Source organism: Pseudoflavonifractor capillosus (genome assembly GCF_016899775.1).
In the GTDB taxonomy this organism is placed as follows: domain Bacteria; phylum Bacillota; class Clostridia; order Oscillospirales; family Oscillospiraceae; genus Lawsonibacter.
The window spans coordinates 88,054-114,129 of record NZ_JACJJE010000004.1 but is presented as its reverse complement, the minus strand read 5'-3'; the positions used below and the strand labels follow the sequence as shown (position 1 = coordinate 114,129).

General features: G+C 53.5%; 24 protein-coding genes. 12 read left to right on the top strand and 12 right to left on the bottom strand.

Features of this window, described 5'->3' with window-relative positions:
* The 3 genes from H6B31_RS02500 to H6B31_RS02490 all read right to left on the bottom strand — a co-directional run.
* Nucleotides 1-1,121: IS1182 family transposase (locus H6B31_RS02500; protein ID WP_204897047.1), on the bottom strand; the 1,121-nt coding region annotated here is incomplete at its 3' end.
* 113 nt (nt 1,122-1,234) lie between these two features.
* Entirely contained in the window at nt 1,235-1,678 is a 444-nt protein-coding gene (locus H6B31_RS02495) for a serine proteinase (RefSeq protein WP_087287715.1), read from the bottom strand.
* A 135-nt stretch (nt 1,679-1,813) separates the two neighbouring features.
* Complete coding sequence (locus H6B31_RS02490) at nt 1,814-3,190, bottom strand: uracil-xanthine permease family protein (RefSeq protein WP_191343049.1); 1,377 nt, start codon at nt 3,188-3,190, stop codon at nt 1,814-1,816.
* A 325-nt stretch (nt 3,191-3,515) separates the two neighbouring features.
* On the opposite strand from H6B31_RS02490, the gene H6B31_RS02485 reads away from it, so the two are divergent.
* From H6B31_RS02485 to H6B31_RS02465, 5 genes are all read left to right on the top strand, one after another.
* Complete coding sequence (locus H6B31_RS02485) at nt 3,516-4,775, top strand: diaminopimelate decarboxylase (protein WP_204897045.1); 1,260 nt, start codon at nt 3,516-3,518, stop codon at nt 4,773-4,775.
* A 742-nt stretch (nt 4,776-5,517) separates the two neighbouring features.
* Nucleotides 5,518-5,889, top strand: a complete 372-nt coding sequence (locus tag H6B31_RS02480) for a CidA/LrgA family protein (RefSeq protein WP_204897044.1) — start codon at nt 5,518-5,520, stop codon at nt 5,887-5,889.
* Nucleotides 5,882-6,562 (top strand): LrgB family protein, encoded by a 681-nt coding sequence (locus H6B31_RS02475; protein WP_204897043.1) that lies wholly within the window; start codon nt 5,882-5,884, stop codon nt 6,560-6,562. The genes H6B31_RS02480 and H6B31_RS02475 overlap by 8 nt, the downstream gene beginning before the upstream one ends.
* Before the next feature lie 14 nt (nt 6,563-6,576).
* Nucleotides 6,577-7,626, top strand: a complete 1,050-nt coding sequence (locus H6B31_RS02470; protein ID WP_204897042.1) for a transglutaminase domain-containing protein — start codon at nt 6,577-6,579, stop codon at nt 7,624-7,626.
* A gap of 190 nt (nt 7,627-7,816) precedes the next feature.
* A complete protein-coding gene (locus H6B31_RS02465) occupies nt 7,817-8,350 on the top strand; it encodes a putative ABC transporter permease (RefSeq protein WP_204897041.1) in 534 nt (177 codons plus the stop codon).
* A 76-nt stretch (nt 8,351-8,426) separates the two neighbouring features.
* On the opposite strand, the gene H6B31_RS02460 is transcribed toward H6B31_RS02465, so the two are convergent.
* From H6B31_RS02460 to H6B31_RS02430, 7 genes are all read right to left on the bottom strand, one after another.
* Nucleotides 8,427-8,597: a hypothetical protein gene (locus H6B31_RS02460; protein ID WP_242972675.1), complete on the bottom strand. Its 171-nt coding sequence runs from the start codon at nt 8,595-8,597 to the stop codon at nt 8,427-8,429.
* A 101-nt stretch (nt 8,598-8,698) separates the two neighbouring features.
* On the bottom strand, nt 8,699-9,796 hold the full coding sequence (ychF, locus tag H6B31_RS02455; protein ID WP_204897040.1) for a redox-regulated ATPase YchF: 1,098 nt from the start codon (nt 9,794-9,796) through the stop codon (nt 8,699-8,701).
* 106 nt (nt 9,797-9,902) lie between these two features.
* Nucleotides 9,903-11,090 (bottom strand): tyrosine-type recombinase/integrase, encoded by a 1,188-nt coding sequence (locus H6B31_RS02450; RefSeq protein ID WP_204897039.1) that lies wholly within the window; start codon nt 11,088-11,090, stop codon nt 9,903-9,905.
* 143 nt (nt 11,091-11,233) lie between these two features.
* Nucleotides 11,234-11,446 (bottom strand): excisionase, encoded by a 213-nt coding sequence (locus H6B31_RS02445; protein ID WP_087366749.1) that lies wholly within the window; start codon nt 11,444-11,446, stop codon nt 11,234-11,236.
* A gap of 24 nt (nt 11,447-11,470) precedes the next feature.
* Nucleotides 11,471-12,754: a plasmid recombination protein gene (locus H6B31_RS02440; RefSeq protein ID WP_204897038.1), complete on the bottom strand. Its 1,284-nt coding sequence runs from the start codon at nt 12,752-12,754 to the stop codon at nt 11,471-11,473.
* A 347-nt stretch (nt 12,755-13,101) separates the two neighbouring features.
* Nucleotides 13,102-14,466: a DNA primase family protein gene (locus H6B31_RS02435; RefSeq protein WP_204897037.1), complete on the bottom strand. Its 1,365-nt coding sequence runs from the start codon at nt 14,464-14,466 to the stop codon at nt 13,102-13,104.
* Nucleotides 14,444-15,064: a CHC2 zinc finger domain-containing protein gene (locus H6B31_RS02430; protein WP_087366691.1), complete on the bottom strand. Its 621-nt coding sequence runs from the start codon at nt 15,062-15,064 to the stop codon at nt 14,444-14,446. The genes H6B31_RS02435 and H6B31_RS02430 overlap by 23 nt, the downstream gene beginning before the upstream one ends.
* Before the next feature lie 215 nt (nt 15,065-15,279).
* On the opposite strand from H6B31_RS02430, the gene H6B31_RS02425 reads away from it, so the two are divergent.
* The 7 genes from H6B31_RS02425 to H6B31_RS02395 all read left to right on the top strand — a co-directional run bounded on the left by H6B31_RS02425 (nt 15,280) and on the right by H6B31_RS02395 (nt 24,766).
* Nucleotides 15,280-16,125, top strand: coding sequence for a sigma-70 family RNA polymerase sigma factor (locus H6B31_RS02425; protein ID WP_204897036.1), 846 nt, complete (start codon nt 15,280-15,282; stop codon nt 16,123-16,125).
* 70 nt (nt 16,126-16,195) lie between these two features.
* Nucleotides 16,196-17,068, top strand: coding sequence for a recombination protein NinG (locus H6B31_RS02420; protein WP_430691860.1), 873 nt, complete (start codon nt 16,196-16,198; stop codon nt 17,066-17,068).
* Nucleotides 17,069-17,661: 593 nt separating this feature from the next.
* The gene (locus H6B31_RS02415) at nt 17,662-17,871 is read left to right on the top strand and encodes a helix-turn-helix domain-containing protein (RefSeq protein ID WP_138303342.1); all 210 of its coding nucleotides are present in this window, start codon (nt 17,662-17,664) and stop codon (nt 17,869-17,871) included.
* A 24-nt stretch (nt 17,872-17,895) separates the two neighbouring features.
* Nucleotides 17,896-18,444, top strand: coding sequence for a DUF6680 family protein (locus H6B31_RS02410; protein ID WP_204897034.1), 549 nt, complete (start codon nt 17,896-17,898; stop codon nt 18,442-18,444).
* Nucleotides 18,431-20,026, top strand: a complete 1,596-nt coding sequence (locus tag H6B31_RS02405) for a site-specific DNA-methyltransferase (protein ID WP_204897033.1) — start codon at nt 18,431-18,433, stop codon at nt 20,024-20,026. Before H6B31_RS02410 ends, H6B31_RS02405 begins: the two co-directional genes overlap by 14 nt.
* A gap of 14 nt (nt 20,027-20,040) precedes the next feature.
* Nucleotides 20,041-22,665: a DEAD/DEAH box helicase gene (locus H6B31_RS02400; RefSeq protein ID WP_204897032.1), complete on the top strand. Its 2,625-nt coding sequence runs from the start codon at nt 20,041-20,043 to the stop codon at nt 22,663-22,665.
* Between the two features lie 31 nt (nt 22,666-22,696).
* Nucleotides 22,697-24,766: an ATP-binding protein gene (locus H6B31_RS02395; RefSeq protein ID WP_204897031.1), complete on the top strand. Its 2,070-nt coding sequence runs from the start codon at nt 22,697-22,699 to the stop codon at nt 24,764-24,766.
* A gap of 73 nt (nt 24,767-24,839) precedes the next feature.
* Here the strand turns inward: H6B31_RS02395 and H6B31_RS02390 are convergent, their stop codons facing one another.
* A complete protein-coding gene (locus H6B31_RS02390) occupies nt 24,840-25,085 on the bottom strand; it encodes a 23S rRNA methyltransferase (protein WP_346014026.1) in 246 nt (81 codons plus the stop codon).
* Between the two features lie 219 nt (nt 25,086-25,304).
* Nucleotides 25,305-25,553, bottom strand: coding sequence for a DUF6061 family protein (locus H6B31_RS02385; RefSeq protein ID WP_204897030.1), 249 nt, complete (start codon nt 25,551-25,553; stop codon nt 25,305-25,307).
* Between the last annotated feature and the right edge of the window lie 523 nt (nt 25,554-26,076).

Sequence of the window (26,076 nt, the reverse complement as noted above, 5' to 3'; positions counted from 1 at the left end):
GTGGTAAGGGCCTTTTTCCCTTGTTCATCGGCTCCGCATTTGTCTTTATAGGGACATGCCCTGCACTTGGAGGGGGTGGTTCGGTAGGTTCGCTTCCCCTCTTTGTTTGTAGTGGTATGGCGCAAAATGCCGCCGTGCGGGCAGGTAAAGGTGTCCTGTATCGGGTCATATGTATACTCCCACGGCTTATACCATTCCTTCTTCCCAGTGTATCTTGTATAGGGCATAACGGGGATTCTTTCGTTTTCCAATACTCTCTTTGCAATCCACGGCGTCTTATATGCCGCATCCATTACGATAAAATGAATTTCCTTAAAACGGCTCGTTACCTGGTCATACAGGTCATCCCAAGCTATGCTGTCATGTACATTTCCCGCTGTCACTTCTACACCCAGAATGAATCCATGTTTGTCACTGGCTGTATGGGCCTCGTAGGCAAACTGCCGCTCATGCTCCCCTTTTACGAACATTCCCGCATCTGGATCCGTGGTGGAGACTGTCTTCTCCACCGTTCCTCCACCTGGCGTTCCGTCTTCCTCATCGTCATCCTGTATTGGCTTTTTCCCCAGTCTTTCCCGCTCTTTGTTTACTTCTTCCCGCAGCTGCTTGGAATACACCTTTGCCGTTTTTGCCACTTGTTCTTTCTGGAATTTCTTTTTGTTTGCGCTGGCCTTGATATGGGTCCCGTCTATATAGACCGTGCGGGGATCTACCATACGGTTGTTCAGCGCCTTATTCAGAATATGCTCGAATATCTCCTGCGTCAATTCTTCCGGAAATCGTTGGCAGAAGGCATAACTCACCGTTGCAAAATGCGGTATCTCCTCCAGCAGTCCATACCCTAAGAACCACCGGTATGCCAGGTTTACCTGGATTTCCCGGTACGTCTGCCGCAGTGACGCAATCCCAAACAAATGCTGGATCAATACCATCTTGATCAGAACCACCGGGTCTGTCCCAGGCCGCCCATTCTCGTGACAGTAATATGGCTCCAACCTCTCATACAGCCACTCGTAGTCCATCACTTTTTCTATTTGCCGCAGCAGGTGTTCCTCCGGCACCAATGCCTCGATGTCCGTTATCGCTACTTCTCTCCGCGCGTCTTTCCTCCACTGTTCCATTTTTTCGCCCCCATATCTGTTTCTATTTTACCAGATATGGGGGCTTTGTGCTTGTTTTTTGACAGACTGAGAGGGCGGAGCCGCAAGGCTCCGCCCTCTGTCTGTCTTTTTTCTTATTCCTCGGGCTTGGCTTCCTCTTCGGCAGGGGTCTCCTCTCCTTCCGCCTCGGCGGCCTGCTCGGCCACGATCTCGGCCTCCACGGCCTCCTCCACCTCGTCGGCGTCGATGACCTCTCCATCCGCCTTGGCCTCGGCCTTCAGCTGGGCGATCCGCTCATTATTGGCCTCAATGGTGGCCTTGGCGGCGGCAATCTTCTCACAGGCGGCGGCATAGCCCGCGTCGGGAGTGGCTCCGTGCTCGGCATAGTAGAGCTTGCCCAGCTCCACATAGGCCTTCTTGATTCCGCCCTCCTCCGCCAGGTTGGAGGCGGAGAGCTTGGCGATCTCCGCCACACGCTTGGAGGTGGCCACACCGGCCTCCGCCAGGCGCTTGGACGTGGCGGCCACGCTCTGAGCCAGATCGGTGGCCATTTCAGTCAAATTATCCGAAAATCCCATGATTTCGTACCTCCTGTTTCGTACGGTTTCCCGTGTGCTGGCTTCATTCTAACGCATTTTATTCAGCGGCGCAAGGACCTTTGTCTGGATTTAATCGTTTTTTTAGGTTCTCTGTATCCGACTTTCAGATTTGCCTCAGACCTGGAAATTGACCGAGGTGTCTCCCTTCTCGTCCTCGCCGAACTCATAGTCCTTGCCCGGCAGAACGGCATTCAGAGCGATGCCGGCGATGGCGGCCACCGCCAGGCCGGACAGGCTCACCTCAATGGACCCCACGGAGAAGGTCACCGCCCCGGAGTAGTTGACTCCGATGGCCAGCACCATGATGATGGCGGCGATGATGACGTTGCGGCTGTTGGTGAAGTCCACCTGATTTTCCACAATGTTGCGCACACCCACGGCGGAGATCATGCCGTAGAGGACCATGGACACGCCGCCCATGGTGGCGGTGGGCATGGCGGACACCAGGGCCGCGAACTTGGGGGAGAAGGACAGCAGGATGGCCAGCCCCGCGGCGATGCGGATGACCCGGGGGTCATAGACCCGGGACAGGGCCAGCACACCGGTGTTCTCGCCGTAGGTGGTGTTGGCCGGGGCCCCGAACAGAGCGGCCAGAGAGGTGGCCATGCCGTCGCCCAGCAGGGTGCGGTGGAGGCCCGGGTCCTGGAGGAAATTCCGCTCGCAGGTGGAGGAGATGGCACAGATGCCGCCGATGTGCTCCACCATGGTGGCCAGGGCCAGGGGCATAATGGTCACCGCCGAGGTGAGCAGCATGCCGGAGTCCACATTGGGCCGGCTGAACAGGCCGAACAGGGTGTCCTCAAACCGGAAGGGCAGGCCGATCCAGGGGGCGTCCAGCAGGGCCTGGACCTTGGCCGGGTCCATGACCTCCATCCCCGCGGCCTGGCAGACGGCGGCCACTCCATAGGAGCCCACCACGCCCAGGAGGATGGGGATGATCTTCACCATGCCCTTGCCCCAGATGTTGCACACCACCACAATGGCAATGGCCACCAGGGCAATGGCCCAGTTGGAGCGGCAGTTGGTGATGGCAGTGGAGCTGAGGGTCAGGCCGATGCAGATGATAATGGGACCGGTGACGATGGGCGGGAAATAGCGCATCACCGCCTTGGTGCCGAACACCTTGAAGAGGGCGGCCAGCACCACGTAGAGGAGTCCTGCCAGCACCACGCCGAAGCAGGCGTAGGGGAGCATCTCCGTGTTGGAGGACAGGCTGCCGTCCTCATTGGCGATCATGGGGGCGATGGCCTGATAGCCGCCGATAAACGCGAAGGACGAGCCCAAAAAGGCGGGCACCTTCCACTTGGTCAGAAAGTGGAACAGCAGTGTCCCCAGCCCCGCAAACAAAAGCGTTGCGGAAACGGACATTCCCGTGAGCGCGGGAACCAGAACAGTGGCGCCGAACATGGCAAACATGTGCTGAGCGCCCAGCACAAACATTTTGGGCCGCCCCAGCTGCCGGGCGTCGTAGATGCCTTGGGGTTGATTCATGGTTGTTTCTCCCTTCTTTTTCATCTGTATCCACACAAAAAAAGACAATCACACGGTGATTGTCAGGAACACAAAGAGCAGAGCGCCATTGAAAGCATGTCTCCAAATCCGTCCATGGATACTCCCCTCTCCGCAAATTTTCTCTATTGTATCAGAGTTGGCGAGAAAACGCAAGAAAAACCTGTCCCGGCCTGCCCCCGCTTTTTTCTCTGCACGCCCCTCTTTTCATTGACTTTCCCGGGAAAACTGGATAAACTAATACTGATTTTGACCTGGAGGCCCGAGGGCTCCCAAGAGAAAGAGAACGCGTAAGGAGCGATGACCCATGAAAAAGCCGTTTGTCACCCTGGAACAGCTCCAGGAGATTGTCAAGCAGTACCCCACCCCCTTCCATCTGTACGACGAGAAGGGCATCCGGGAGAACGCCCGGGCCCTGAAGGCCGCCTTTGCCTGGAACCCCGGCTATAAGGAGTTCTTCGCCGTGAAGGCCACCCCCAATCCCCAGATTTTGAAGATTTTGAAGGAGGAGGGCTGCGGCGTGGACTGCTCCTCCCTGTGCGAGCTGATGATGTCCGACCGCTGCGGCTTCCAGGGCGGGGAGATCATGTTCTCCTCCAACGACACCCCGGCGGAGGAGTTCGCTCTGGCCGCCCAGCTGGGGGCCACCATCAACCTGGACGACATCACCCACATCGACTTCCTGAAGGACACCATCGGGTACATCCCCAAGAAAATCTCCTGCCGCTTCAACCCCGGCGGCACCTTCCAGCTGGGGGAGAGCAAGGAGGGCTTCCAGGTGATGGACAACCCCGGCGAGGCCAAGTACGGCATGACCCGGGAGCAGATCGCCGAAGCTTTCAAGCGCCTGAAGGAAATGGGGGCCGAGGAGTTCGGCATCCACGCCTTCCTGGCCTCCAACACCCTGTCCAACGACTACTACCCCGCCCTGGCCAAGATTCTGTTCCAGCTGGCGGTGGACCTGAAGAACGAGACCGGGGCTCACATCACCTTCATCAACCTGTCCGGCGGCGTGGGCATCCCCTACCGCCCGGAGCAGCCCGCCAACGACATCGCCGTTATCGGCGAGGGGGTGCGGCGCGCCTATGAGGAGGTGCTGGTCCCCGCGGGCATGGACGACGTGTCCATCTGCACCGAGCTGGGCCGGTTCATGCTGGCCCCCTACGGCCATCTGGTCACCAAGGTGCTCCACCAGAAACACATCTACAAGGAGTACATCGGGGTGGACGCCTGCGCCTCCAACCTGATGCGCCCGGCCATCTACGGGGCCTACCACCACATCACCGTCATGGGCAAGGAGGACGCCCCCTGCGACCACAAGTACGACGTCACCGGCTCTCTGTGTGAGAACAGCGACAAGTTCGCCATCGACCGCATGCTGCCGGAAATCAATATCGGTGACCTGCTGGTCATCCACGACACCGGCGCCCACGGCCACGCCATGGGCTATCAGTACAACGGCCGCCTGCGCTCGGCGGAGGTCCTCCTGTGCCAGGACGGCTCCACCCGCCTCATCCGGCGGGCCGAGACGCCGGAAGATTACTTCGCCACCGCGATCTGGGATTAAATTTCTTTTTGTAGGGGCGGCCCATGTGGCCGCCCGCGTGGGAGGGTTTTCGCCCTCTGTAGGGCGCGACGACTCGGCGCGCCGCTCCTATGGTTTTCCGCAGGGAATTTCGCCGCCTGCGGGCGGCGAGTTCCTTTGCCCATGGCGGCTCGTCGTCGCAAAGTCCGCTTGTCTCCGTTTCCGCCTGACGGCGAAAACTGCGCTCGCTCCCTTGCTCCTCCTCTTCCCGGCGAACCCGCTGTGCTGGGCTTCGCCGGGAGGCACGGGAGATTAAACAAAACGCCACCGGGGACGGCTCCGATGAGCACTCCGTGCTCATAGTCGCCTACCCTACCCCCTCTGGCCCTTCGGGCCATCTCCCCCTGACAGGGGGAGTCGGCCCCGGACCCCGTTTACGAGGGACGCCTTCCTGATAGGTTGTGCAAAATTTTCGGCGCGCAAAATCTGAGTGGCTGGTCCAAATCTCCGCCGGGCCACTGGGCCCTGGGTTTGCAAAAATTGCATTCGGTGCGGTCCCAGCTCTGCGCCTGGCTTTGCCGAGCCAACGCTTTCGGTGCGTATTCTGGCGGGCGCATGCTATGCGCCCCTACTAGCTTCCTGTGGGCTGTAGGGGCGGCACACTGGGCCGCCCGCCCTTCCAACACGTCACTCCCCACACATTGTTTCGTCAGGACGGGGCCCGCCCCGCCCTGAACTTTTGCCGTTTCCACAGAAATTTGATCAACAAGGAGAGAATCATTCCATGAATATTATGGGCGAGCTTGCCCTGATCTTTGGGATCTGTCTGGTGGGTGAGGGGGTGGCCGCCCTTCTCCCGGTGGCCTTTCCCGCCAGCGTCATCAGCATGGTGCTGCTGATGGTCCTGCTGCTCACCGGCGTGGTGAAGGACCGGCACATCCAGACCGCCTCCCACTTTCTGGTGGCCAATATGGCCTTTTTCTTCCTGCCCTCCTTTGTGGGGCTGCTGGAGCATATCGAACTGCTGAAAAGCCAGCTGGTCCCCCTGCTCCTCATCATCGTGCTCACCACGCCGGTGGTCTATCTGGTCACCGGGTGGACTGTGCGGCTGCTGATGCTCCGCCATCGGAACCGGAAGGAGGACCGCCATGCTTGACGCGATTCTGACCTCCCCGTTTTTCGGTCTGGCCCTGTCCGCCGCCGCCTGGTGCGCCGGGCTGTGGGTCCAAAAGAAAACCGGGTGGGTGCTGTGCAACCCCCTGATCATCGCCGGCGTGCTGATTATCGCCATTCTGGCCGTCTTTCACATCCCCTTGGAGCACTACAACCAGGGGGCGAGCCTGATCCAGATGATGCTGGGTCCGGTGACGGCGGTGCTGGCCCTGAACATCTACCACCAGCGCGCCGTCCTCAAGGAGTATTTTCTTCCGGTCCTGGCCGGGTGTCTGGCGGGCACCCTGGCCAGTCTGGGCAGCGTGCTGGCCCTGTGCCGCCTGTTCCAGCTGGAGGAGGTGCTCACCGCCTCCCTCCTGCCCAAGAGCGTCACCACCGCCATCGCCCTGGGCATCGCCGAGAGCCAGGGCGGCATCCAGGGGGTGGCCGCGGCGGCGGTAATCCTGGCCGGTCTGGTGGGGGCGGTGTTCGCCCCCCTGTTCGCCAAGTGGTTCCGCATCACCGACCCGGTGGCGGAGGGACTGGCCATCGGGGCGTGCAGCCACGCCCTGGGCACCACCAAGGCCATGGAGATCGGCGAGATTCAGGGGGCCATGAGCTCCATCGCCATCTGTGTGTGCGGGATCTTCACCTCCCTGCTGGCCCTGTTTCTCTAAAAGGAGGGCCCTGCATGGAGTTCTACTACTACAGCCGCATGGGAAAGACCTGGCAGAGCGCCTACCACGCCATTCTCACCGGCCTGGAGGAGCTGCGCCCCGCCTTCCCCGTCCCCCGGCTGGAGATGGAGGAGCTGGGTCAGATCCTATTCCAGCTCCGCCTGGACCACCCGGAGATCTTCTACGTCACCGGCTTCTCCTGCCGGGTCCACCCCGCCGCCTCCACGGTGGAGTTTCTGCCCCAGTACCTCTTTGACAAGGGGAAGATCCGGGAGCACCAGCGGGCTATGTCCGCCCGGATTGCCAAGCTGGCCCGCCCCGCCATGGACAAGAGCGAGGGCGAAAAGGAGCGGTACATCCACGACTTTATCTGCCGGAACGTGCGGTATGACAAGCTGAAAAAGCCCTACTCCCACGAGATTCTGGGCCCCCTGGGCCAGGGGGTGAGCGTATGCGAGGGCATCGCCAAGGCGGTGAAGGCCCTGTGCGACGCCCTGGGGCTGTGGTGCATCGTGGTCATCTCGGAGAACAACCCGGACAAGGGCATCCGCTACCGCCACGCCTGGAACATTGTGAGGATCGGCGGGCAGTATTATCATCTGGACGCCACCTTTGACAACTCCCTGGGGGGAGACGGGGTGATCCGGTACGACTACTTCAATCTGGACGACAAAAAAATCTTCCGGGACCACGAGCCCATTCTCACCCATGCCCCCGCCTGCACCCAGGGGGACCGGTTCTTCTACCGGGAGCAGAAGCTGTCCTTTACCAAACAGGAGGATGTGGGCCGGCGGGCCCTCCAGGCCATCCGCAAGAAAAAGCCCCTGATCTTCCACTGGCGGGGCGGCTATCTCACCCGGGACGTGCTGGGGGAGCTGGTCGCCCTCCTGGAGCGGACCGCCCAGGAGAAGGGGCTCCACGCCCAGGTGAAGGTGAACTGGCCCCAGGCGGTCCTCCAGGTCTCCTTCGTCCCCCAGTTGCCCGGCTCCGCCCTCACGCCCCAGCAGGCCAACGAGGGGGAGGACGCTCCCGCGCCTCTGGGCGATCCCCTTCCGACCCTGTAAACGCGGCTTCGCCGCTGTTCCGTCCCCCGGCCTCCTCCACGGCGGCCGGGGGCGTTGTTTTTCCAGGGCTCCCCGCGTATGATTCATGGAGCGGCCTCTCATCCTAACTCTGTCCGGCGGGAGACGGAGCCACTCCGCCTCCCGGGCCGAATCTGGGCGGAGACAGGTCCGCCGTTCAGGAGGATGCGGGATGGAGTGGTTCTGGTATTTTCTCTTTTACAGCTTTCTGGGCTTCCTGCTGGAGGTGGGCTACGCCTGGTGGACCGGCGCCCCCCTGGACCGGAAGTGCCTGCTTCTCCTCCCCCTGTGCCCGGTATACGGCCTGGGGGCCTGCGCGGTGCTGCTGCTCCCCAGCGCGGTGCTCCGCTCCCCCGCCCTCCTGGTGATTGTGGGGGGGCTCACCGCCACGGCGGTGGAGTACGCCGTCTCCGTCTTTTATCAAAAGGCCTTCTCCGTCTCCTTCTGGGACTACCACAGCCAGATCGGCAACCTCAACGGACGGGTCTGCCTCCCCTTTACCCTGGCCTGGGGGCTTCTCCTGCTTCCCATGGTCTACTGGGTCCACCCGGCGGCCGCCCGGCTGTTTGCCATGATCCCGCCCCCGGTGTTCTGGGCGGCCCTGGCCGCGTTTACCGCCGACGGGATCGTCTCCTCGGTCATCCTGCGCCGCACCGGGGACCGGACCCGGCTGCGGTGGTACCGGGCCGCGGGGCGGCCCCAATAGGCCCTCTCTTTCCCGCCCTGGACCACTTTGCAACAATAAAAAACAGCCGCGAAATGCGGCTGCTTTTTGTCCCTTGTTACTCCTCGTAGTCCTCATACTCCGAGGCGCAGGCCTTCTGCTGGACCTTGGTCTTGGCGTAGTCCCCCAGTTCGGCCAGCTTGTCCCAGTAGGCGATGATGGCGCAGATGACGCCGGCGGCGGTGAGGGACAGGGCCACGATCTTCAGCACGAAGCGGGCAACTTTCATAAGGCAATTCCTCCTCATACGGATTCTGTTGTCCATAGTGTACACGATGGACGGAGAAAATACAACTGTTTTTTCAAAATTTGTCCGGCGTACCCCGGTCCTTACACGTTGAACCGGAACAGGATAATGTCGCCGTCCTGGACGATGTATTCCTTGCCCTCGGAGCGGATGAGGCCCTTCTCCCGGGCGGCGGCCATAGAGCCGCAGGCCATCAGGTCGTCGTAGGCGATCACTTCCGCCCGGATAAATCCCCGCTCAAAGTCGGAGTGGATCTTGCCGGCGGCCTGGGGCGCCTTGGTGCCCTTGGTGATGGTCCAGGCCCGGCACTCGTCCTCGCCGGAGGTCAGATAGGAGATGAGACCCAGCAGGGTGTAGCTGGCCTTCACCAGCCGGTCCAGGCCGGACTCGGGCACGCCCAGGTCGTCCAGGAACATCTTCTTCTCCTCGGGCTCCAGCTCGGCGATCTCCGCCTCCAGCTTGGCGCACACGGGGATCACCTGGGCCCCCCCCGAGGCCGCCCGCTCCTTCACCTGCTGGTAGTAGGCCACCCCCTCCGGGTCGGAAAATCCGTCCTCGTCCAGGTTGGCCGCATAGATCACCGGCTTCAGGGACAGCAGCTCCGAGGTGGCGATGAGGGCCGCGTCGTCCTCGTCCACCTGGCCCAAGTAGCTCCGGGCGGACTTGCCGTCGTTGAGCCAGCCCTTCAGGCCGGTGAACACCTCCACCTCCCGGAGAAACTTCTTGTCCCCCTTGGCCGCCTTCTGGGCCTTGTCGATGCGCCGGTCCACCATTTCCGCGTCGGCCAGGATCAGTTCCAGGTCGATGGTGTCCATATCCCGGATGGGGTCGGTGGAGCCCTCCACGTGGATCACGTTCTCGTCGTCAAAGCAGCGCACCACGTGGACGATGGCGTCGGTCTGGCGGATGTTAGCCAAAAACTTGTTGCCCAGGCCCTCCCCCCGAGAGGCCCCCTTCACCAGTCCGGCGATGTCCACGAACTCGATCACCGCCGGGGTAGTCTTCTTGGGGTGATACATCTCAGACAGCTTGTCCAGGCGGGCGTCAGGCACCGCCACCACGCCCACGTTAGGGTCGATGGTGCAGAAGGGGTAGTTGGCGCTCTCCGCGCCGGCGTTGGTAATGGCGTTGAACAGGGTGCTCTTTCCCACATTGGGGAGACCCACGATACCTAATTTCATATATCTCAACTCTCCTTGATTTTTCTCGTATTTTCAATGGTTTCCGGGTTTGGGGGGATGTCCACCGCACCAATTCCGCACCAATTTTTCAGCAGCGCACCATTTTTCAACTTGCCAGACTGGTGTTTTGCTCAAACTGTTTGATGGCGTTGGTCAGGGAATCATCCGTGACATGGACATAGCGGTCCATGGTTGTTTTGATGCTGGAATGACCGAGCAACCTTTGCAGGACTTTCGGCAGCACTCCGCTTTCAATCGCACGGGTCGCATAGGTGTGTCTCAAAGCGTGCATACAAAACCGTTTGATTTTGGCCTCATCGCAGAGTTTGTACAGATGCGTGTCATAGGAACTGTTTTTGGCGGGTTCTCCGGTACGATAATTGATAAACACCAAATCTCTCATACAGAGATACTGGGTCTCTCCGGTACGGCGATCCACATATTCCAGAATTTGAGACAGCAGTTCTGATTCTTTGCGAGTGTGACGTTCTTCGTAGCAAGATTTTAATACATCGTATGCACGGGTTGTCAGCGGAATGGTGCGGTAGCTGCTATTGGTTTTGGGAGGACCGGCACGCCAGATTCCTTCACTATGGCGGTATTCCAGCGTTTTGCTGACGGTCAGCGTCCGCTTTTTCCAGTCAATAGAATCCCAGGTCAATCCGATCATTTCCGAAGTCCGCAGCCCGGTCTCCAACAGCAGTATATACTGCCTGTAATTGTGAGATCGCTTTGCGGTTTCCAGAAAAGCTGCCTGTTCTTCTACAGTCAGGAACTTAATGTCATCCACGGCACGGACCGGCTTTGAAAAACGAACTCCGTCCATGGGATGTTTGATGAGCATATCGTTCATGACTGCTGCACGGAACATGATTCCCATGGCAATATACGCCTGACGGATGGTAGAACCTGCATAAGTTGCTTCCATCTTGTTCAGAACGATCTTGCAATGCATCGGTTTGACATCACACAAGCGCATACTTCCGATGACCGGCTGGATGTTCACTCGATACCGTTCCCGGTAATTTCTCTTGGTATTGGGTGCCAGATCTGCAATCAGATGAGTGATCCAGAACTCAAACCAGGAATCCACCGTCATTTCGGAGGAAGGATTGTGAACATCGTGCTTATCCTCGTACTGTGCATCGGCAAGCCAGTTGCGAGCTTCCGGGAGCGTATCGAAATGCTTTTCCTTGCGGGAACCGTCCTTTGCGGTATATCTTGCGGCGTACTTACCGTCTTTTCTCTGGCAGATACCCTTTCCACATTCTCTGCCTTTTAAGTTTTTGCCCATATAATGAACTCCTTTCCTTAGAGTAGGAAACGTGAGTTCATCACAACACTCTACTCTAACACAAAAACACAATTTTTTCAATATATTACGCCGTTTTTGGTGCGCACCAATCAGTGTCCGGCGCACCAAAAACGGCTGTTTTGTCAAATCGCAACCCGACCTTCGATAAACTCCTCAAAAGCCTTGCGCTTTACCAATTTTTTAGTGCCCACATACAGGACAAAGGGGCAGTTGGGTTGTTTCAGCATCTCATCGATTTTGTTGATTCCGATGTTGCTGTATTCGGCTGCCTCACGAATGGAGAGCAGCATCTTACGATCAATGGGCAGGTTCGTTGCCTGCTGGTTCTGATTCATCATAGGCAGTAAAATTCCTTTCTTTCAGCGTTCCATATCTTGCTTGCGGCGAATAGGTTTGGTCGGTTGCCTTGCTTGTCGGGTCCGGGTCAAAATGGCATCAAAAAAAGCCCGTACCTTTTCAGGTGCGAGCTTGACGGCGTCCAGATACGGCTGGATCTCTTTCTTCAATTCTTGATATGCGTTGTACAGGGCATCGTATCTCTGTTTCCAGATGGCGGCACTCCATTGGGCGCTGCGCAGCTTTTCTTCCAAGCGGCTGTTTTCCGCTTTGACCAGAAGACCAGTGACTGCATAGTCCTTGAGGATATTGCACTGGGATGGAGTGAGTGTGATATTGCCGGTAATGGTCTTTTTCCCCATGGAGCGAATTTCCTGCACAGTCAAAGCAGCGGTGCGCTGCTCTTTCGCCTGCTTTTGCAGGGATTGTAACTCCTTTTCCTTTTTTTCAATGGCGGCCTGCGTGTTATTTAAGGTCTGCTCCGTCTGAGCGATCTGAGCGGTCATGGTCTCCAGACGCTGCTTCTCCTGTGCCACCTTGAATTGGGTCACTGTCAGATGTTCCTCGGTGCTGCCACGCTCTCCACGCTCCACATCGGTATATCCGGCAGCTTTCATATAGTTGAAAAAATCGTCTTGTAGAACACTGTACGATGTCCGCAGGACTTTCTTTCCCTTGGCGGTCAAAAGCGGATTGCCCTGCTCATCCAGAGCCACCTTGGATTCCCACTTTTTGCTCCGGCTGACCTGCATAATGGTCTCCTTGACCGTTCCCACAAGGGATTTATCCTTGCACCGCTTTGACCAGAGAATTTGCTTTTCCACCACCGGGATATAGACCACATGAAGGTGGTAGTGGTATACATCCTTTCCCAGAGCTTCCGACATAGCCCGGTTGCGCTCATCAGCGTGCATGACAGCGGAGAGAATATACTGCTCACCACCCACGATCTCTACGGCTGCTTTGTATGCGTCGGTGTAAAATTGTTTGGCATATTCATAGCCGCCGTGATTGTGGAAGTAAGCGGAGTTCACATCGAAAATCAGTTCCCCGTATTTTACCGCATCGGCCTTCAGGCCACGGGTGGAGATAACGCCATCGGCAATCATCTGATCGAACATGGCAGCATAGCTGTCGGTGGGGGTTTTGAAGTGAATATTCCGGTGGGTCTGGCTGGTATCAATATCCTGGTTGGAGTAGTTGTCCTTTTCTCGTTCATTGTGTTCCTGCACCTTTGCCACATCATCAAGGGTGGGCAAGTCCTGATTACGGGCAAAGGTACGGTCGATTCCGTCATTTCTGGCCATACAAGTCAGCTCCTTTCAGCTCAGCAGCAGACGGCTGGGGGACGGGGATGCACTTCCTGCGGGAAGTGTAATAACCCACTATGACACTTTCATCCCGAAGGGCTGCAAAGTGCCGTGGGCTCTCCCGAGGGGGGATTGCGGTCATTGCGATGACCGCTGCTGAACTGCCCGGAAACCATCTGCATCGTTTCCTGTTGTTCAGCCCGGACAGCCGATGTTCTGCCAAACACCAGCCATCCGGCAGCAAACAAAGGCGTGGTTTGTCTGCCGTTTGGGGTGCGATACGAGAGTCCCCTATAGAACGGTTTTGGGTGAAATGCTGTGTACATACGTACAAAAGCACTGAGTTACTCGGCCTGCCTCGGTACGTACGTATCTTCCGAAACATTGGAAAATCCGTTTATATAAGGTCTGGCAATCGCTTCAATTCCGAAAAATCCCCACACCCGCCGCCCGGCGATGTTGGTGATTCTGTTGCAGTATTCCAGATTGTACTTGCCCTGATTGGCGATCACAGCATCACTAAAGCTGCGCCGCTTCAGCGCCGTAAGATTGTTTTCCTCGCACCACATCTGGTAAATCTCATACAGTTCTTTAGAACTGATGGTACTGTCTGCTTTCAGCCGAATATATCCCTCGGATTCCAGAAAATCAAAAATATTATTATTGTCCCGTTTGACAGCCTCCCGGTTGTCTTTAGTGCGCTGGCTCTCGGTAAACTTGAAGTTGTTGGCAGCCAGCCTTTGCAAGCCCTTACAGGCCCACAGCAGGATGCCCTCCACCTCGGCCTTCATTTTCTCGGCCAGGTCGGGATCATCCACACGGCCAGTAGGCTTATCTTTTGTGGTCAGCACCAGCTGGCGGCGGTAGAACCCGTCGCTCCTGTCAAACAGTGCCTGCAAATCGCCGTTAGAGAAGGCCAGCAGCCGGGCGCACATCCATCCCTGATAGCTCTGCTTGCCCTTGCGCTCCAAATCCATCTTGCCCTGGGCGGTGACGATGGATTTTACATAGTTGGTCTGGCGCAGGGCTTCCATCCGCATATCGTCATCCACACACAGGAGGATATGCTCCAGGTCGGCACGGGCAAATCGGTTCTCGGATATTTTCCCGATGCTGCCATCCTTCATGTTGGAGCCGAACAAAGTTCCCAGCACAGCGCCGATCTGACTCTTGCCTTCACCGCCGTTGCCTTTGATGACCATCATCCGCTGGCCCTTGTTGCTGGGGATCAGGCAGTAGCCGATGTATTCCTGCAAGGTGGGGATGTCCTCCGGGTAGAGCAGGCCGTCCAGAAATTGCAGCCAGAGGACGGGTTTCGGGGCGTTGGGGTTGTAGGCCACGGGGAACCGGTTGCGGACGATTTCAGATTTTCCCTCCACAAATTTTCCGTCCAGAAAAAGCGTCCCGTTGGAGAGGTGAATCCGGTCAGCCTTCGGTGGAAAATCCTCCACCAGCGCCGCCAGCTTCATCAGCTCCACAATGTTGCTGATTTTGCGGGGGATATTGCTGACCGCACAGCATTTCAGCTCCTCAAAAATCTCTCCCCGCAGGGGCAGCTCATCGGTTACACGGCCTTCGGGCGTGAAAAAAGCCCCGTTTGTGAAGAGAATCTTGTGCGTCTGCAAGAACTCCTCACAAAACAGGGCTTCGTTGATGTTTTTTCCATCAAACCAGACGGGCATTCCGTCAGGCGGATTGTTTTTCTTCATAGGGCGTTTCCTCCTTCTGTTGTCGTTCCAGCCGCTCCTCCAAGCTGGCAATCAGGTCCTCTTTGTTCAGCATTTCTACGATTCTTATCCGCTGTTCCAGTTCGGCGGCAATGAGCAAATCCGCCAGATACTCCACATAGTCCAGCATTTGGCAGGCTTCCACAAACCGGTCATCCAAAGCATCTTCCGGCACCTTGGGCGCATACTGTACCTTCCAGCGTTCTAAAAGATGCAGATAATCGCACAGCACCCGAAGGCAGCGCATTTCCTCCTGCCGGTATGCCGTCAGCAGGGGGCGTTTCGGCTTGGGCAGAGCAATGGCCGCCGGAGGCTTATCCGGGTCAATTCCGAAGTTCTGGGCCAGTTTTTGTGCCGCCTTGAAGCTGCTCAAACCAAAGAGCCTTGCCACAAGGTCAATCACATCGCCGGTGGCCCCGCAGCCGAAGCAGTAAAAATACTTCTCATTCAGCTTCATGCTGGGGTGCCGGTCATCGTGGAATGGGCAGCGGCACATCCCGCTGCGATTGACCTGCAAGCCGTAATGCTCCGCTGCATCCCGCACTCGAATCGTTTGCTTCACCAGCTCAAACAGCGTCATTTTCGCTCCCTCCCCTCTGAAAAATGCTTGGATGCCGTTTTTTTCATAGAACCTCTCTTTCTTGCGCTTCCGGCGCAGCTGTTGTATAATGTTGATATGGTTCCGAAAAAAGTAATCTGCTTTCAGATTATCCTTTCACTAATAGGAGAAATCCCGGGTGTAAAACGGAACCATTTTTTGAAAAATCATAAAAATTTTTTGAAGGAGGTGGAGTCATGGCGTATCCCACAGATGACGAGCTTCTGGATACCGAAGATGGCTTCACCGGATGGGATGAGGACGCCTCTGCCGGATCAGCGGAGGAAACGCTGGAACAGGCCCTTGCGGAAGAACGCCTGGCAGAGCTGGAAAGCGAGCTGGAACAGGACGAGCATCCCGTTGATTATGATGCCGAGTTGGAGAACGAGGAAGAAGAAGCTGCTCCGGTCAGCGAAAAGCGGCTGAAGCGGGAGATACGGGCCGAAGCCATGCGCCGGCTGGAGGAAGCGGCCCGCACTGAAAGCGATTTCCGGGTGGTCGTGGACGAATGGAACAAGCTGGACCGGAACCGGGAGCGCCGGGAGCGGGACCACGAAAACCTCCGTGGGGATGTGCCGCTGGAATACCAGGCGGTGCCGGAGCCAAAGCTCATTCCCCGATGGATGAACAACCCTGCATACCGGCAGTTGATGGCCGGAAACTTTCTGGATATTCTGTTTGACTGTCCCTATGAGATGCACCAGCTGAGTGCCGACCCATTTATCTCCGGCATGATCGAAACTCTCAGCGAGGAACACAAGGAAGTCCTGTATTTTCTCTCTTTGCGGCTCTACAGCACCACCCGGCTTGCTGCCATTCGTGGGCAGTCTGACCGCAATATCCGCAAGCTGCGGAAAACCATCCATAAAAAATTGCAGCGCCAGATGTATGAACATCTGTGCTGCAAACCGGAAAATAGCCTGACCTTGCGGGAGCGCCGGTTTTTGGAGGAATACTCGAAAATCGCAAAGAAACAGGGCAAGGACGCCGTGATCAGGCGGGAGAACAAGACCAAACGCAGAAAAAAGAAAAACCGCCCCTGATGACAGGGACGATGAAACAGAAAGGGCACGCATAATGAAGAATCTATTTGAACAATCCCGTTCTCATTGGGTGCGCTACGATCATTATGAGCTGAAAACAGCGGAAGATGGCAAGCGGTACATCACCCCCGGCAAAAACGCAAAGCCGGATGTCTACAATCCGCTGAAAGAGGTCCCGAACATTGTGCTGGATGCATTGAATGTGGGGATGCTGCTGATGGGGCGTAAACCAGAGGCAGAAGTGGAAAAGGCGGTGATGGAGTTTGTCACCCGGTACGGCCTGCTGGGGCTGATGACCGCTCTGCCTACCACACCGACCTTTATGGACTACGAGGCGGTGTACCTGCCGAAAAACCATTTCATCAAGGAAGAATCCATGGCGACAGACCAATATCTGTCCCTCTTTTACCCCTTCGACCAGCTGGATGTGGTGAAGAAGGGCATTGAATCCACATGGAATGTGTCCGGCGACCGGACGATGGTTGCCCTGACCATGACCTTCATGGATGAGCCGATGGCGAAAAACATGAGCTTCCAGAGGGCGTATGCGGAACCCTATGACTGGGTTGCCCAGCAGTTCAAGGATTGGGCATTCACCCTGTCCACGTCCATCCTCTACTACAATGATTATGACTCCATAGATGAAGATGCACGGGGACTGTACCGCAAGGCTATGGCTGCCTTCGGCGGGATCGCCCCCAGCTACCACATCGAGCTGCTGGATAAGCCAACCATTTATTGGGACTTTCATTCGCTGCTGCTGGGTATCCAGATGATGTTCAGCTTCATGCTGGTGGACAATGACCAGCCCCTGCGCCTGTGTAAGCATTGTCAGAAGGTGTTCCTGGGCAGCCGGTCCAACGCCGCTTTTTGCAGCCCACGGTGCAAGAACCAGTACAATGTCTATAAGAGCCGTGAGAAATCCAAGGGAGAAGTAGACTAACGAGGGTGCGGTCACTGCGGCGGGACGGGAGTTGATATACCTCCGCTTCCTTTTTCGGTCAGTCGGATTTTGCCCGCTGTGCAAATCCTGATTTTGTCCATGGGTGTACAAAATTCGCCTGCCCTACTGCCACCGGGAAGCGTCTGTCTACCGTCCATCTGCCCGGATTGCAGATGCCGCAACCAGCCCCTTCCCGGCGTCAGCCGGAAGCAAAGGTATAACACACTAGACTTTCCTACGGAAAATCGTGTGCCAACAGGGATGCTGCTCGCCCCTATTGGAAACCCAGAGCCAAAGTGACGGCGTCCCTCTGGACTCCCTGCTTGTCCGTGCAGTGGCTATCCATCCTGCTCCCGCACGCTGGATACGCTCCTGCCCGAACAAGTAAAACAGGCACAGAGATTTGCCCGGATAGCGGGTAGATTTCTGTGCCTGTTTTTGTTCAGCGGCGGCTGGGCAAAGAATACGCGGAAGCCTTGCAGAACCCGCGGTCTTGGTTGGAGATTTTCGTATTGGAGTGCGAAAACCGATTGTCCCAAACCCCTATATCTGGTATAATAAAACAGTCGAATTCTCTGACCGGAGGTACCCATATGGCCATCTCTTACAATAAGCTCTGGAAACTGCTCATTGATCGCAAAATGAGCAAGGCAGACTTACGCCGAGCGGCTGGAATCGCTCCCAATACGATGACAAAACTAAACCGCGATGAAGAAGTGACCCTAGAAACACTCGGAAAAATTTGTGGTGTGTTAAAAGTCAATGTAGGAGATATTGTGGATATTTTTCCTGATGCTCCATAACAAGATAGAAAGAGAGGGAGATCTATGACTCCATTTGAAATTGTAACTGCCATTTTGAACTTGCTTGCACTTATCCTGATTCCCATAATAGCCGTGATAATTGGTCAGCATTTGCAAAATGTTTCAGCAAAACGAAAAGATAAAATGGACGTGTTTAAGACGATGATGATGAACAGAATCGGCTGGTCCGTTGAAGGTACACGAGCCATGAACATTATTGATATTGTTTTTTCGGATGATAAAAATGTTCGACAGGCTTGGAGTGAATATTATCATGCTCTTTGTGTCAAGGACCCAGATGAAATACAGTTAAAGCAAATGCAGCAAGCACAAGATAAATTACTTGAGAAAATGGCTATTTCTCTTGGATATAAGGATAAAATCACATGGGAAACCATTCAGAATCCTTATATTCCGAAAGGGATGATGGAGGCAATGGATCAGCCACAGATCATCCAAAAAGGACAGACAGAGCTTGCAAAGGTAGCTGGTGCGTTTGCTCAAATGATAAATACTAACGCAGCCAATCAAGCACCAAACCGACAGGAGGACAATCCCCATGCCAACACTTGAATGGATTGGAAAAGATAAGGTGGTAAACCACTACCAAGAAGTGCCCTACCGGGTGCTGGAGCGCCAGTACAGCTATGATGAAGCTGGACAGCACGCCGAGGACAACGGCAGCGAAAACATGATTATCCACGGCGACAATCTGGAGGCGCTGAAAGCCCTGCTGCCCCGGTACGAGGGCAAAGTGAAGTGCATTTATATTGATCCTCCCTACAACACCGGCAACGAGGGATGGGTATACAACGATAACGTCAATGACCCCAAGATCAAAAGGTGGCTGGGAGAAGTGGTTGGCAAAGAGGGCGAGGACCTTTCCCGGCACGATAAGTGGCTGTGCATGATGTACCCCCGTTTGAAGCTGTTACAGAGGCTGTTAGCGGAGGATGGGGCTATTTTTATCAGTATTGGCGATGATGAAAATGCAAGTCTTAAGATGATTTGTAATGAAATCTATGGCGACAACAACTTTATTGATACGATCATTTGGCAAAAAATATATACCGTTAAGAATTCAGCACAGTATTTTTCCGGGATGCACGACTATATAATTGTCTATTCAAAAAATAAGTCTCAATTTCACCGGAACTTGCTTCCAAGAACGGTAGATCTTGATAATAGTTACACCAATCCTGATAATGACCCTAGAGGTGTTTGGACTACTAATGCAGTTCAAGCAAGAAACTATTATGCTCAAGGAAGTTATGAAATCATTTCACCTTCAGGAAAGAAATTTTTGCCGCCTTCGGGCACTTATTGGAGAGTGTCACAAGAAACATTTTTAGCACTTGATGCTGACAAGCGAATTTGGTGGGGAAAAAATGGAGACAGCGTTCCAAGAATTAAAAAATTCCTTTCTGAAGCTAAGCAGGGTGTAGTTCCCACAACGTTGTGGTCGTATAAAGATGCAGGCCAGAATGCAGATGCAAAACAAGAAATCCGAAGAATCTTTGAGCATGAATCTGAAATATTTACCACTCCAAAGCCTACGCGCTTAATAGAGCGCATACTTCAAATTGCCGCTGATCCTGATTCCATCATTCTCGACTCCTTTGCTGGTTCTGGCACCACTGCCCATGCGGTTCTGAACATGAACAAGACCGACGGCGGCAACCGTAAATTCATCCTGGTGGAAATGATGGACTACGCCGACAGCATTACCGCCGAGCGTGTCAAGCGGGTGATTGACGGCTATGGAGAGGACAAAAAAGCTGTGGAAGGCACCGGCGGCAATTTCAGCTACTATGAGCTGGGGCCTGTGCTTCTGCTGCCAGATGGCAACCTCAACGAAGAAGTAGGCCCACAGAAAATCCGGGAATACGTCTACTATATGGAGACTAAAGAGCCCCTGCCCGCCGAACAGCCCACGGACGAGCCCTACTTCATGGGCCTGTGCCGCAACACCGCCTATTACTTCTATTATGAGCGGGAAAGTGTCACTACGCTGGATCACGCCTTTTTAGCTACTATTCAGACCAAAGCCGAGGGCTACACCATCTATGCTGACCTGTGCGCCATCTCGCAGGAGACGCTACGCCGCCACAACATCACCTTTAAGAAAATCCCTCGGGACATTGCCCGGCTGTAAAGGAGCGTGAAGAAATGGAACTGAAATCTTATCAGAAAGAAGTCATTGCCGATCTTGCACGCTACCTGGAGCTGGTGGTGGAGCTACAAAGCCCGGCAAAGGCGTATCAGGCCCTCTGGAACGAAAAGAATGTTCTGGTGGGCTTCGGCGGTATGCCGAATTATGTGAATGTACTTCCCGGTATGCCCCATGTGTGTGCCAAGGTGCCCACCGGCGGCGGCAAGACCTATATCGCCGCCAGTTCTCTGCGGACCATTTTTGACGCCATGCCCCAGCGCCGGGCCAAGGCCGTTGTATGGCTGGTGCCCTCTGAGGCCATTCTGACCCAGACCCGTAAGGCGCTGGAAAATCCAGACCATCCCTACCGCCAGCGGCTGGATGTGGATTTTGGCGGGCGAGTACAGGTGTACTCCAAGGAGCAGGCCCTCATGGGGCAGAACTTTACCCCCTCTGCTGTGACAGAACAGCTTTCCTTGTTTGTGCTCAGCTATGATTCCTTCCGTACCAGCAAAAAGGAAGGCCGCAAAGCCTATCAGGAGAATGGTTATCTGGCCGAATTTGCCAAGTGGATGGACGATCCGGCGGTCTTGCTGTCCGATACTGATGAGACGGCGTTGATCCAGGTGATCCGCTATCTGAATCCGGTGGTCATCGTGGACGAGAGCCACCATGCCACTTCGGATTTGAGCGTGGAAATGCTGCAAAACTTCAACCCCAGCTTTGTGTTTGACCTGACTGCCACCCCCAAGAAGAAAAGCAATATCATCTCTTTTGTGGACGCTGCACGGCTGAAAAAGGCCAACATGGTCAAGCTACCGGTAATCGTCTATAACCGTAAATCTCAGGCTGATGTGTATGGGGATGCTATCGCCATTCGTGCCAAACTGGAGGCACAGGCTAAGCGGGAGCAGAAAACCAGTGGGCGCTATATTCGCCCCATCGTTCTGTTCCAGGCCCAGCCCCGCAACAATGCGGACAGCACCACATACGAAAAAATCAAAAAAACGCTGGTGGACGGCGGTATTCCTGAAAAGGAAATCGCCATCAAAACCGGCGATAAGGACGAGCTGAAAAATGTGGACTTGCTGTCCCCGGACTGCCCCATCCGGTACATCATCACCGTCAATGCTCTGAAGGAGGGCTGGGATTGCCCCTTTGCCTATGTACTGGCTACGGTGGCAAACCGCACTTCTACTGTGGATGTGGAGCAGATTTTGGGCCGTGTGCTTCGGCTGCCCTACACGCAGAAGAACGGCAGTGAAGTGCTGAATCTTTCCTATGTCATCACATCTTCCGCAGACTTCCACCAGACACTGGAGAAGGTCGTGGCCGGGCTGAACAGCGCCGGTTTCAGCAGCCGTGACTACCGGGCACAGGATGTGGACGTGCCCGTTATGGTACCTGCCACCACAGAGACAGAGCAGCTTCCCATTGTAACCCCTCCCGCTGACGAACCGGATCTGCCGGAGGTAGACGGCTCGGATTTGAAGGCACGTTTTGAAGCGGCCACACAGGAGGCGGAGCAATCTGTGCAGGATGGAACGATGCAGTCCGACCCCATGCTGTCACAGGCCCTGCAACAGAACAAAACCTATGAGGATGAGATCAGCCAGGCTGACAACACCGCTTTGAGCCAGGCTCCATCGGAGGTGCGCGACAAAATGAATCAGTTCCGAATGAATGAGGAATTTGCAGACGAAGCCTCTGCCGTGCGCTTCCCCCAGTTTATGCTGGAGACTGGCCCCAGCCTGTTTTCGGAAGCCCACGAAACCCTGGAACTGGAGCACTTGGAGGGTGGCTTCTCTCTGCGGGACAAAGATGCTCATGTAGATTTCACTACGGTCAACGCTGAGATGGCACGGGTGGATGTAGACGACAGCAAAGACAGCACCGCAAAGGCGTGGCGTCTGTCCGGCGGCGACAGCGCCTTTTTCCGAGAGTGGTTCAACACCCAGCCCTCGGAAAAACGGCTTTCTCTGTGTAAGGGCATTATCAAGCAAAAGCTGTCCAAGATGAACTGCGTTAACGACCGGGAGCTGGATGAGTACATCGACCGGGTGATCGGTACCATGAGCGAAGATCAGCTCTCCGAGCTGGAGCAGTCGCCGTATCCTTATGTCGTAAAAATCCAGGGGAAAGTGAAGGAGCTGATTGCCCAGCATCGCTCCGGCGTCTTTGATACCTGGCTAGAGCAGGACAAGATTTCCTGCCTGCCCAACTATGCGCTGCCAGCGGTGATCTCCCCAACGGCATTTACCTCGATGGTGCCGAAATCGCTCTATACCGCCGAAGAAGATATGAACGAGTACGAGTTCAAGGTGGTGTGGGCACTGTCAGAAATGGGTAACGTCAAGTGGTGGCACCGCAATATCTCCAGACTGGGCTTCCAGATTAACGGCCCCGTTCATGCTTACCCTGATATCATCGTGATGCTCCACAGTGGAAAGATACTGATGGTGGAGACCAAGGGAGATCACCTGGATAATGATGAGTCCAAGGAGAAAGCCAAAATCGGTGACCAGTGGGCAAAGCTGGCCGGAAAACAGTACAAGTATTACATGGTGTTTGAGACCAAGCAGCCAGACTATCCGGGAGCGTATTCTATGGAGCGGTTTATGGAGATTGTGAAGGGATTGTAACACCCCAAAATATATGTTGGAGGTTTAAATAATGGGAACCATTAAATCAGAAATAATGAATCTCTTTCTGGCCGAACATCCTGAGCAAGAAAGTATCCTGAAGCCTTTCCTAAACGGTTTCGACATAAATTATGCAGAAGTGAAGTCCATTAATAACACTACAATCTTTTCATATATGATAAAGCCAGAAGACTTTATGAAAGAAGCTTTTGGCCTGGAGAAAGAAATTTTATTAGTATATTCGCCTTTTGATACTTTAGAGCCACGCGCTCTACAGGCTGCAAATATGCTGTTTAAAATGTTCCCATACATGAACCGAATAGATACACTTAACTTTTTTATGGTTTCCAAAGATCCTGCAATACAAAATTATGCAGGAATAATGTCTTTTTCTGAGGAAAAATCTCGTTCGCTAGTTCCCTTTTTATATTCTGATTTAATTTCAAGTACTAGCGATAACTGGTATGTTAGAAAAATCTTAACGAAAAACTTTTATGACGTAGATTTGTTTGGCTATACTCTTCCGATTAGAGACGAGGCTTCCTTTTTTGGGCGGCACCAAATTGCTGCACGATACATTGATGCGATTCGCCGATGCGAAAACCGAGGTATCTTTGGGCTACGCAAAACAGGTAAAACATCCTTTTTGTTTAAGATTGATCGAATTATTCGGGAACAGCATCTTGGGTTTGTATTTTTTTATGATTGTAAGTCTCCATCATACAGAAAACTTCACTGGAACGAACTCCTTGGAGAAATATGTAGCAATATAGCCAAACGATTAAAAATACGCATTAGAAAAGAATATGATGAACAAAACATCATTAAGAGTTTTCGATATGTTGTGAAAACAGCATCAGACAAGAACAAAAAGATTATTATTATGTTTGACGAAATCGAATATATTTCGTTCAAATCTCCGCTTGATGAACACTGGAAGACGGAATTTATAGACTTTTGGCAAACAATTTGGTCTGTTCAAAGCCTTCATCGGAATCTGGTGTTCATATTATCTGGTGTTAACCCAAGTGTTACAGAAATCGATACAGTTAATGGCGTTCAAAATCCGCTATTTAGTATAGTGCAATCGGAGTATTTACATGGATTATCTGAAGATGAAGCGAGAACTATGATTCGGACTTTAGGGCGCAGAATGGGTATCAAATTTGAATTTGATTCCGTGAAACTTTTATACGATCAATTTAATGGACATCCTATGCTTCTGCGCCTAGCGTGTAGCTACATTAATCGTCAATATAATGATCCAGATAAACGCCCCATTACGGTTACGGCAGATAACTTAAAAAAGCTACAAGATGATATTGATGTAGAATTAGCTTACTATTTCCGTCATATTGTCTCAGAAATCCAAAAATTCTACCCTGAAGAGTATGAGATGTTTGAGTTGCTAGCTTCTGGACAAACATCGGATTTTGTGGAGTTATCTGCAATTACAGAGTATACAAAACATCTGTACAGTTATGGCTTAGTTGGTCGTGAGAATGGAAAGTTGCCATATGTTAAAATGCCTGTGGCTGGCAGATACGTAGCTATGGAATTAGCCAAGAGGGAAAAGAGAACAACCCTATATCGAATTGTTCCTCTTGAAAAACGAAATCAATGGGTCGCACAGCGTGTGAAGTCAATTATACGTGATTTGCGTCAACTGGAAACAGCAATATCTAATGCAGGAACGTGCAAACTTTTTGGCGAAAACTCTTTCCCCGAGGCAGATAGATTCGTAAATGTAGGACCAGTGTCTAACGAGCCAGAATTTGAAAATTTCTTCAATATTTGTAATCGTTGCTTCGTTGAGTCAATCGAAAAATACGGCAAATCATTGGGGAAAAAGAAATATTTCTGGAATGAAATCAAGTCAACATATCCGGCTTTGTTTGACGTACTACATCGAATAAAGGTTTATCGCCATTCTAGCGACCACCTAGAACTAAACCCCGATGTCGCTAAGAAGTATAAAGAATTTTGGAACGAGGATACAGCTGGCGTTACCGACTTTGAAGAACAACGGTTTGTGATTCAACAAAAGCTATTAGAAGCCTTTTTGTCCGCAATTCAAACAGAAATAGATTCTATATCCTAAACAATACTCCGCCCAAAGTATACTTTGGGCGGAGTATTGTCGATTTTATATTGAATCTATTATTTAGCGCCTGCTAAATCATTTTAAAATGCTTTAGTGCATCCATAATCGCCGCTTCTTTTTCCAGCGGGCACTGCGGCACTTTGGCATCTTCCTTCTTCGATAGATTATAGTTTTGGCCAATATCCAGACCGCACTTTCGCTTGATCTGTGAGATATACAGGCTGGACACCTTCAGGCCGTACTTTTCCGGCACATACTCCTTGATTTCTTCATAAGTGGCCTTGCTCTCCACTGTTGTCAGATCCAGCTCGTCCATATCCAACTCGACCTCGATATGTTCCTTTGAATTAAGTTTGAACAAAAGACATACCGTCTCCACCCGTCGCGGGCAATGAGTTCCTCTTTTTCCAGTTGCTTTTCGCTGGGCTGGGGGTCAAATTCCGAGGCTCCGGGGAAGTAGGTCGCGGTGAACCGCAGCTTTTGCGGTGAGATCCGCTCGTAGGTCCAGAAGAAGTTACCCGTCTTGTCTTATCTATCAATTCTCAAATGGTTTATATACGGTCACAGTTTTCAGATATTTTACGGGATCACCGTTCAGTACCAGGTCCGCATACTCAGCAGGAGCGTTATAAAGCAGCCAGTCCAGCTCAGAGCGTTCATACATATTGTCGGCCACTTCATTCTCCATGGCGATGGTATCAATGGAAATCATGCTGCCATCGACATATTTTAACTCGACACAAGCAGTGTCGATATTGAATTCACAGGATAGTAAATGGTTCACAGCGTTAATCTCCTTACAGCTTTCATTTTTAACAAATAATCTGTCGTGATGAACCCGCTTCCCGAATGTTGATACCCACACTCCGCACCAATTCCGCACCAATTTGTCATGAAAGTATATGTAGATGCATGGACTTATGTAACGGAAAAGTTCGTAAATATGGGAAATATTGAGCTTTATGAAGGTGTATTGAGATATGAAAAGGCCGATTATCCACCGATTCCTAATTTCACAGCAGTTCCTCTTTTCTGCGGGGATTTTTTATCATGCCTGTTTATTATATCGGATTTTCCAGTCCCTTGCAAGCCCCGGTCCTTACCCTCCCATCTAAAAAAACGTTGGGATTGCCGTGAAGCTTAAAAATTTCCGTCGTTTTAATGGAAAATCTAACTGCTGATTCAAAGTGCGTGCGGCTTTTGCTCCTGCCCTTGTTTTGGTGGTTCGCTCCTTTCCGCTCAATTTAAGAGCAAGTGAAAGAAATAAGGTACGTAGCAAATGATTACAGCACCTATTACGCAAGCTG

Excerpts from the sequence above, each read along its gene's own strand:
- H6B31_RS02495 (WP_087287715.1), bottom strand. The coding sequence starts at position 1,678 with ATGGGATTTTCGGATAATTTGACTGAAATGGCCACCGATCTGGCTCAG.
- H6B31_RS02490 (WP_191343049.1), bottom strand. The coding sequence starts at position 3,190 with ATGAATCAACCCCAAGGCATCTACGACGCCCGGCAGCTGGGGCGGCCC.
- H6B31_RS02485 (WP_204897045.1), top strand. The coding sequence starts at position 3,516 with ATGAAAAAGCCGTTTGTCACCCTGGAACAGCTCCAGGAGATTGTCAAG.
- H6B31_RS02480 (WP_204897044.1), top strand. The coding sequence starts at position 5,518 with ATGAATATTATGGGCGAGCTTGCCCTGATCTTTGGGATCTGTCTGGTG.
- H6B31_RS02475 (WP_204897043.1), top strand. The coding sequence starts at position 5,882 with ATGCTTGACGCGATTCTGACCTCCCCGTTTTTCGGTCTGGCCCTGTCC.
- H6B31_RS02470 (WP_204897042.1), top strand. The coding sequence starts at position 6,577 with ATGGAGTTCTACTACTACAGCCGCATGGGAAAGACCTGGCAGAGCGCC.
- H6B31_RS02465 (WP_204897041.1), top strand. The coding sequence starts at position 7,817 with ATGGAGTGGTTCTGGTATTTTCTCTTTTACAGCTTTCTGGGCTTCCTG.
- H6B31_RS02460 (WP_242972675.1), bottom strand. The coding sequence starts at position 8,597 with ATGAAAGTTGCCCGCTTCGTGCTGAAGATCGTGGCCCTGTCCCTCACC.
- ychF (WP_204897040.1), bottom strand. The coding sequence starts at position 9,796 with ATGAAATTAGGTATCGTGGGTCTCCCCAATGTGGGAAAGAGCACCCTG.
- H6B31_RS02450 (WP_204897039.1), bottom strand. The coding sequence starts at position 11,090 with ATGGGCAAAAACTTAAAAGGCAGAGAATGTGGAAAGGGTATCTGCCAG.
- H6B31_RS02445 (WP_087366749.1), bottom strand. The coding sequence starts at position 11,446 with ATGAATCAGAACCAGCAGGCAACGAACCTGCCCATTGATCGTAAGATG.
- H6B31_RS02440 (WP_204897038.1), bottom strand. The coding sequence starts at position 12,754 with ATGGCCAGAAATGACGGAATCGACCGTACCTTTGCCCGTAATCAGGAC.
- H6B31_RS02435 (WP_204897037.1), bottom strand. The coding sequence starts at position 14,466 with ATGAAGAAAAACAATCCGCCTGACGGAATGCCCGTCTGGTTTGATGGA.
- H6B31_RS02430 (WP_087366691.1), bottom strand. The coding sequence starts at position 15,064 with ATGACGCTGTTTGAGCTGGTGAAGCAAACGATTCGAGTGCGGGATGCA.
- H6B31_RS02425 (WP_204897036.1), top strand. The coding sequence starts at position 15,280 with ATGGCGTATCCCACAGATGACGAGCTTCTGGATACCGAAGATGGCTTC.
- H6B31_RS02415 (WP_138303342.1), top strand. The coding sequence starts at position 17,662 with ATGGCCATCTCTTACAATAAGCTCTGGAAACTGCTCATTGATCGCAAA.
- H6B31_RS02410 (WP_204897034.1), top strand. The coding sequence starts at position 17,896 with ATGACTCCATTTGAAATTGTAACTGCCATTTTGAACTTGCTTGCACTT.
- H6B31_RS02405 (WP_204897033.1), top strand. The coding sequence starts at position 18,431 with ATGCCAACACTTGAATGGATTGGAAAAGATAAGGTGGTAAACCACTAC.
- H6B31_RS02400 (WP_204897032.1), top strand. The coding sequence starts at position 20,041 with ATGGAACTGAAATCTTATCAGAAAGAAGTCATTGCCGATCTTGCACGC.
- H6B31_RS02395 (WP_204897031.1), top strand. The coding sequence starts at position 22,697 with ATGGGAACCATTAAATCAGAAATAATGAATCTCTTTCTGGCCGAACAT.
- H6B31_RS02390 (WP_346014026.1), bottom strand. The coding sequence starts at position 25,085 with ATGGACGAGCTGGATCTGACAACAGTGGAGAGCAAGGCCACTTATGAA.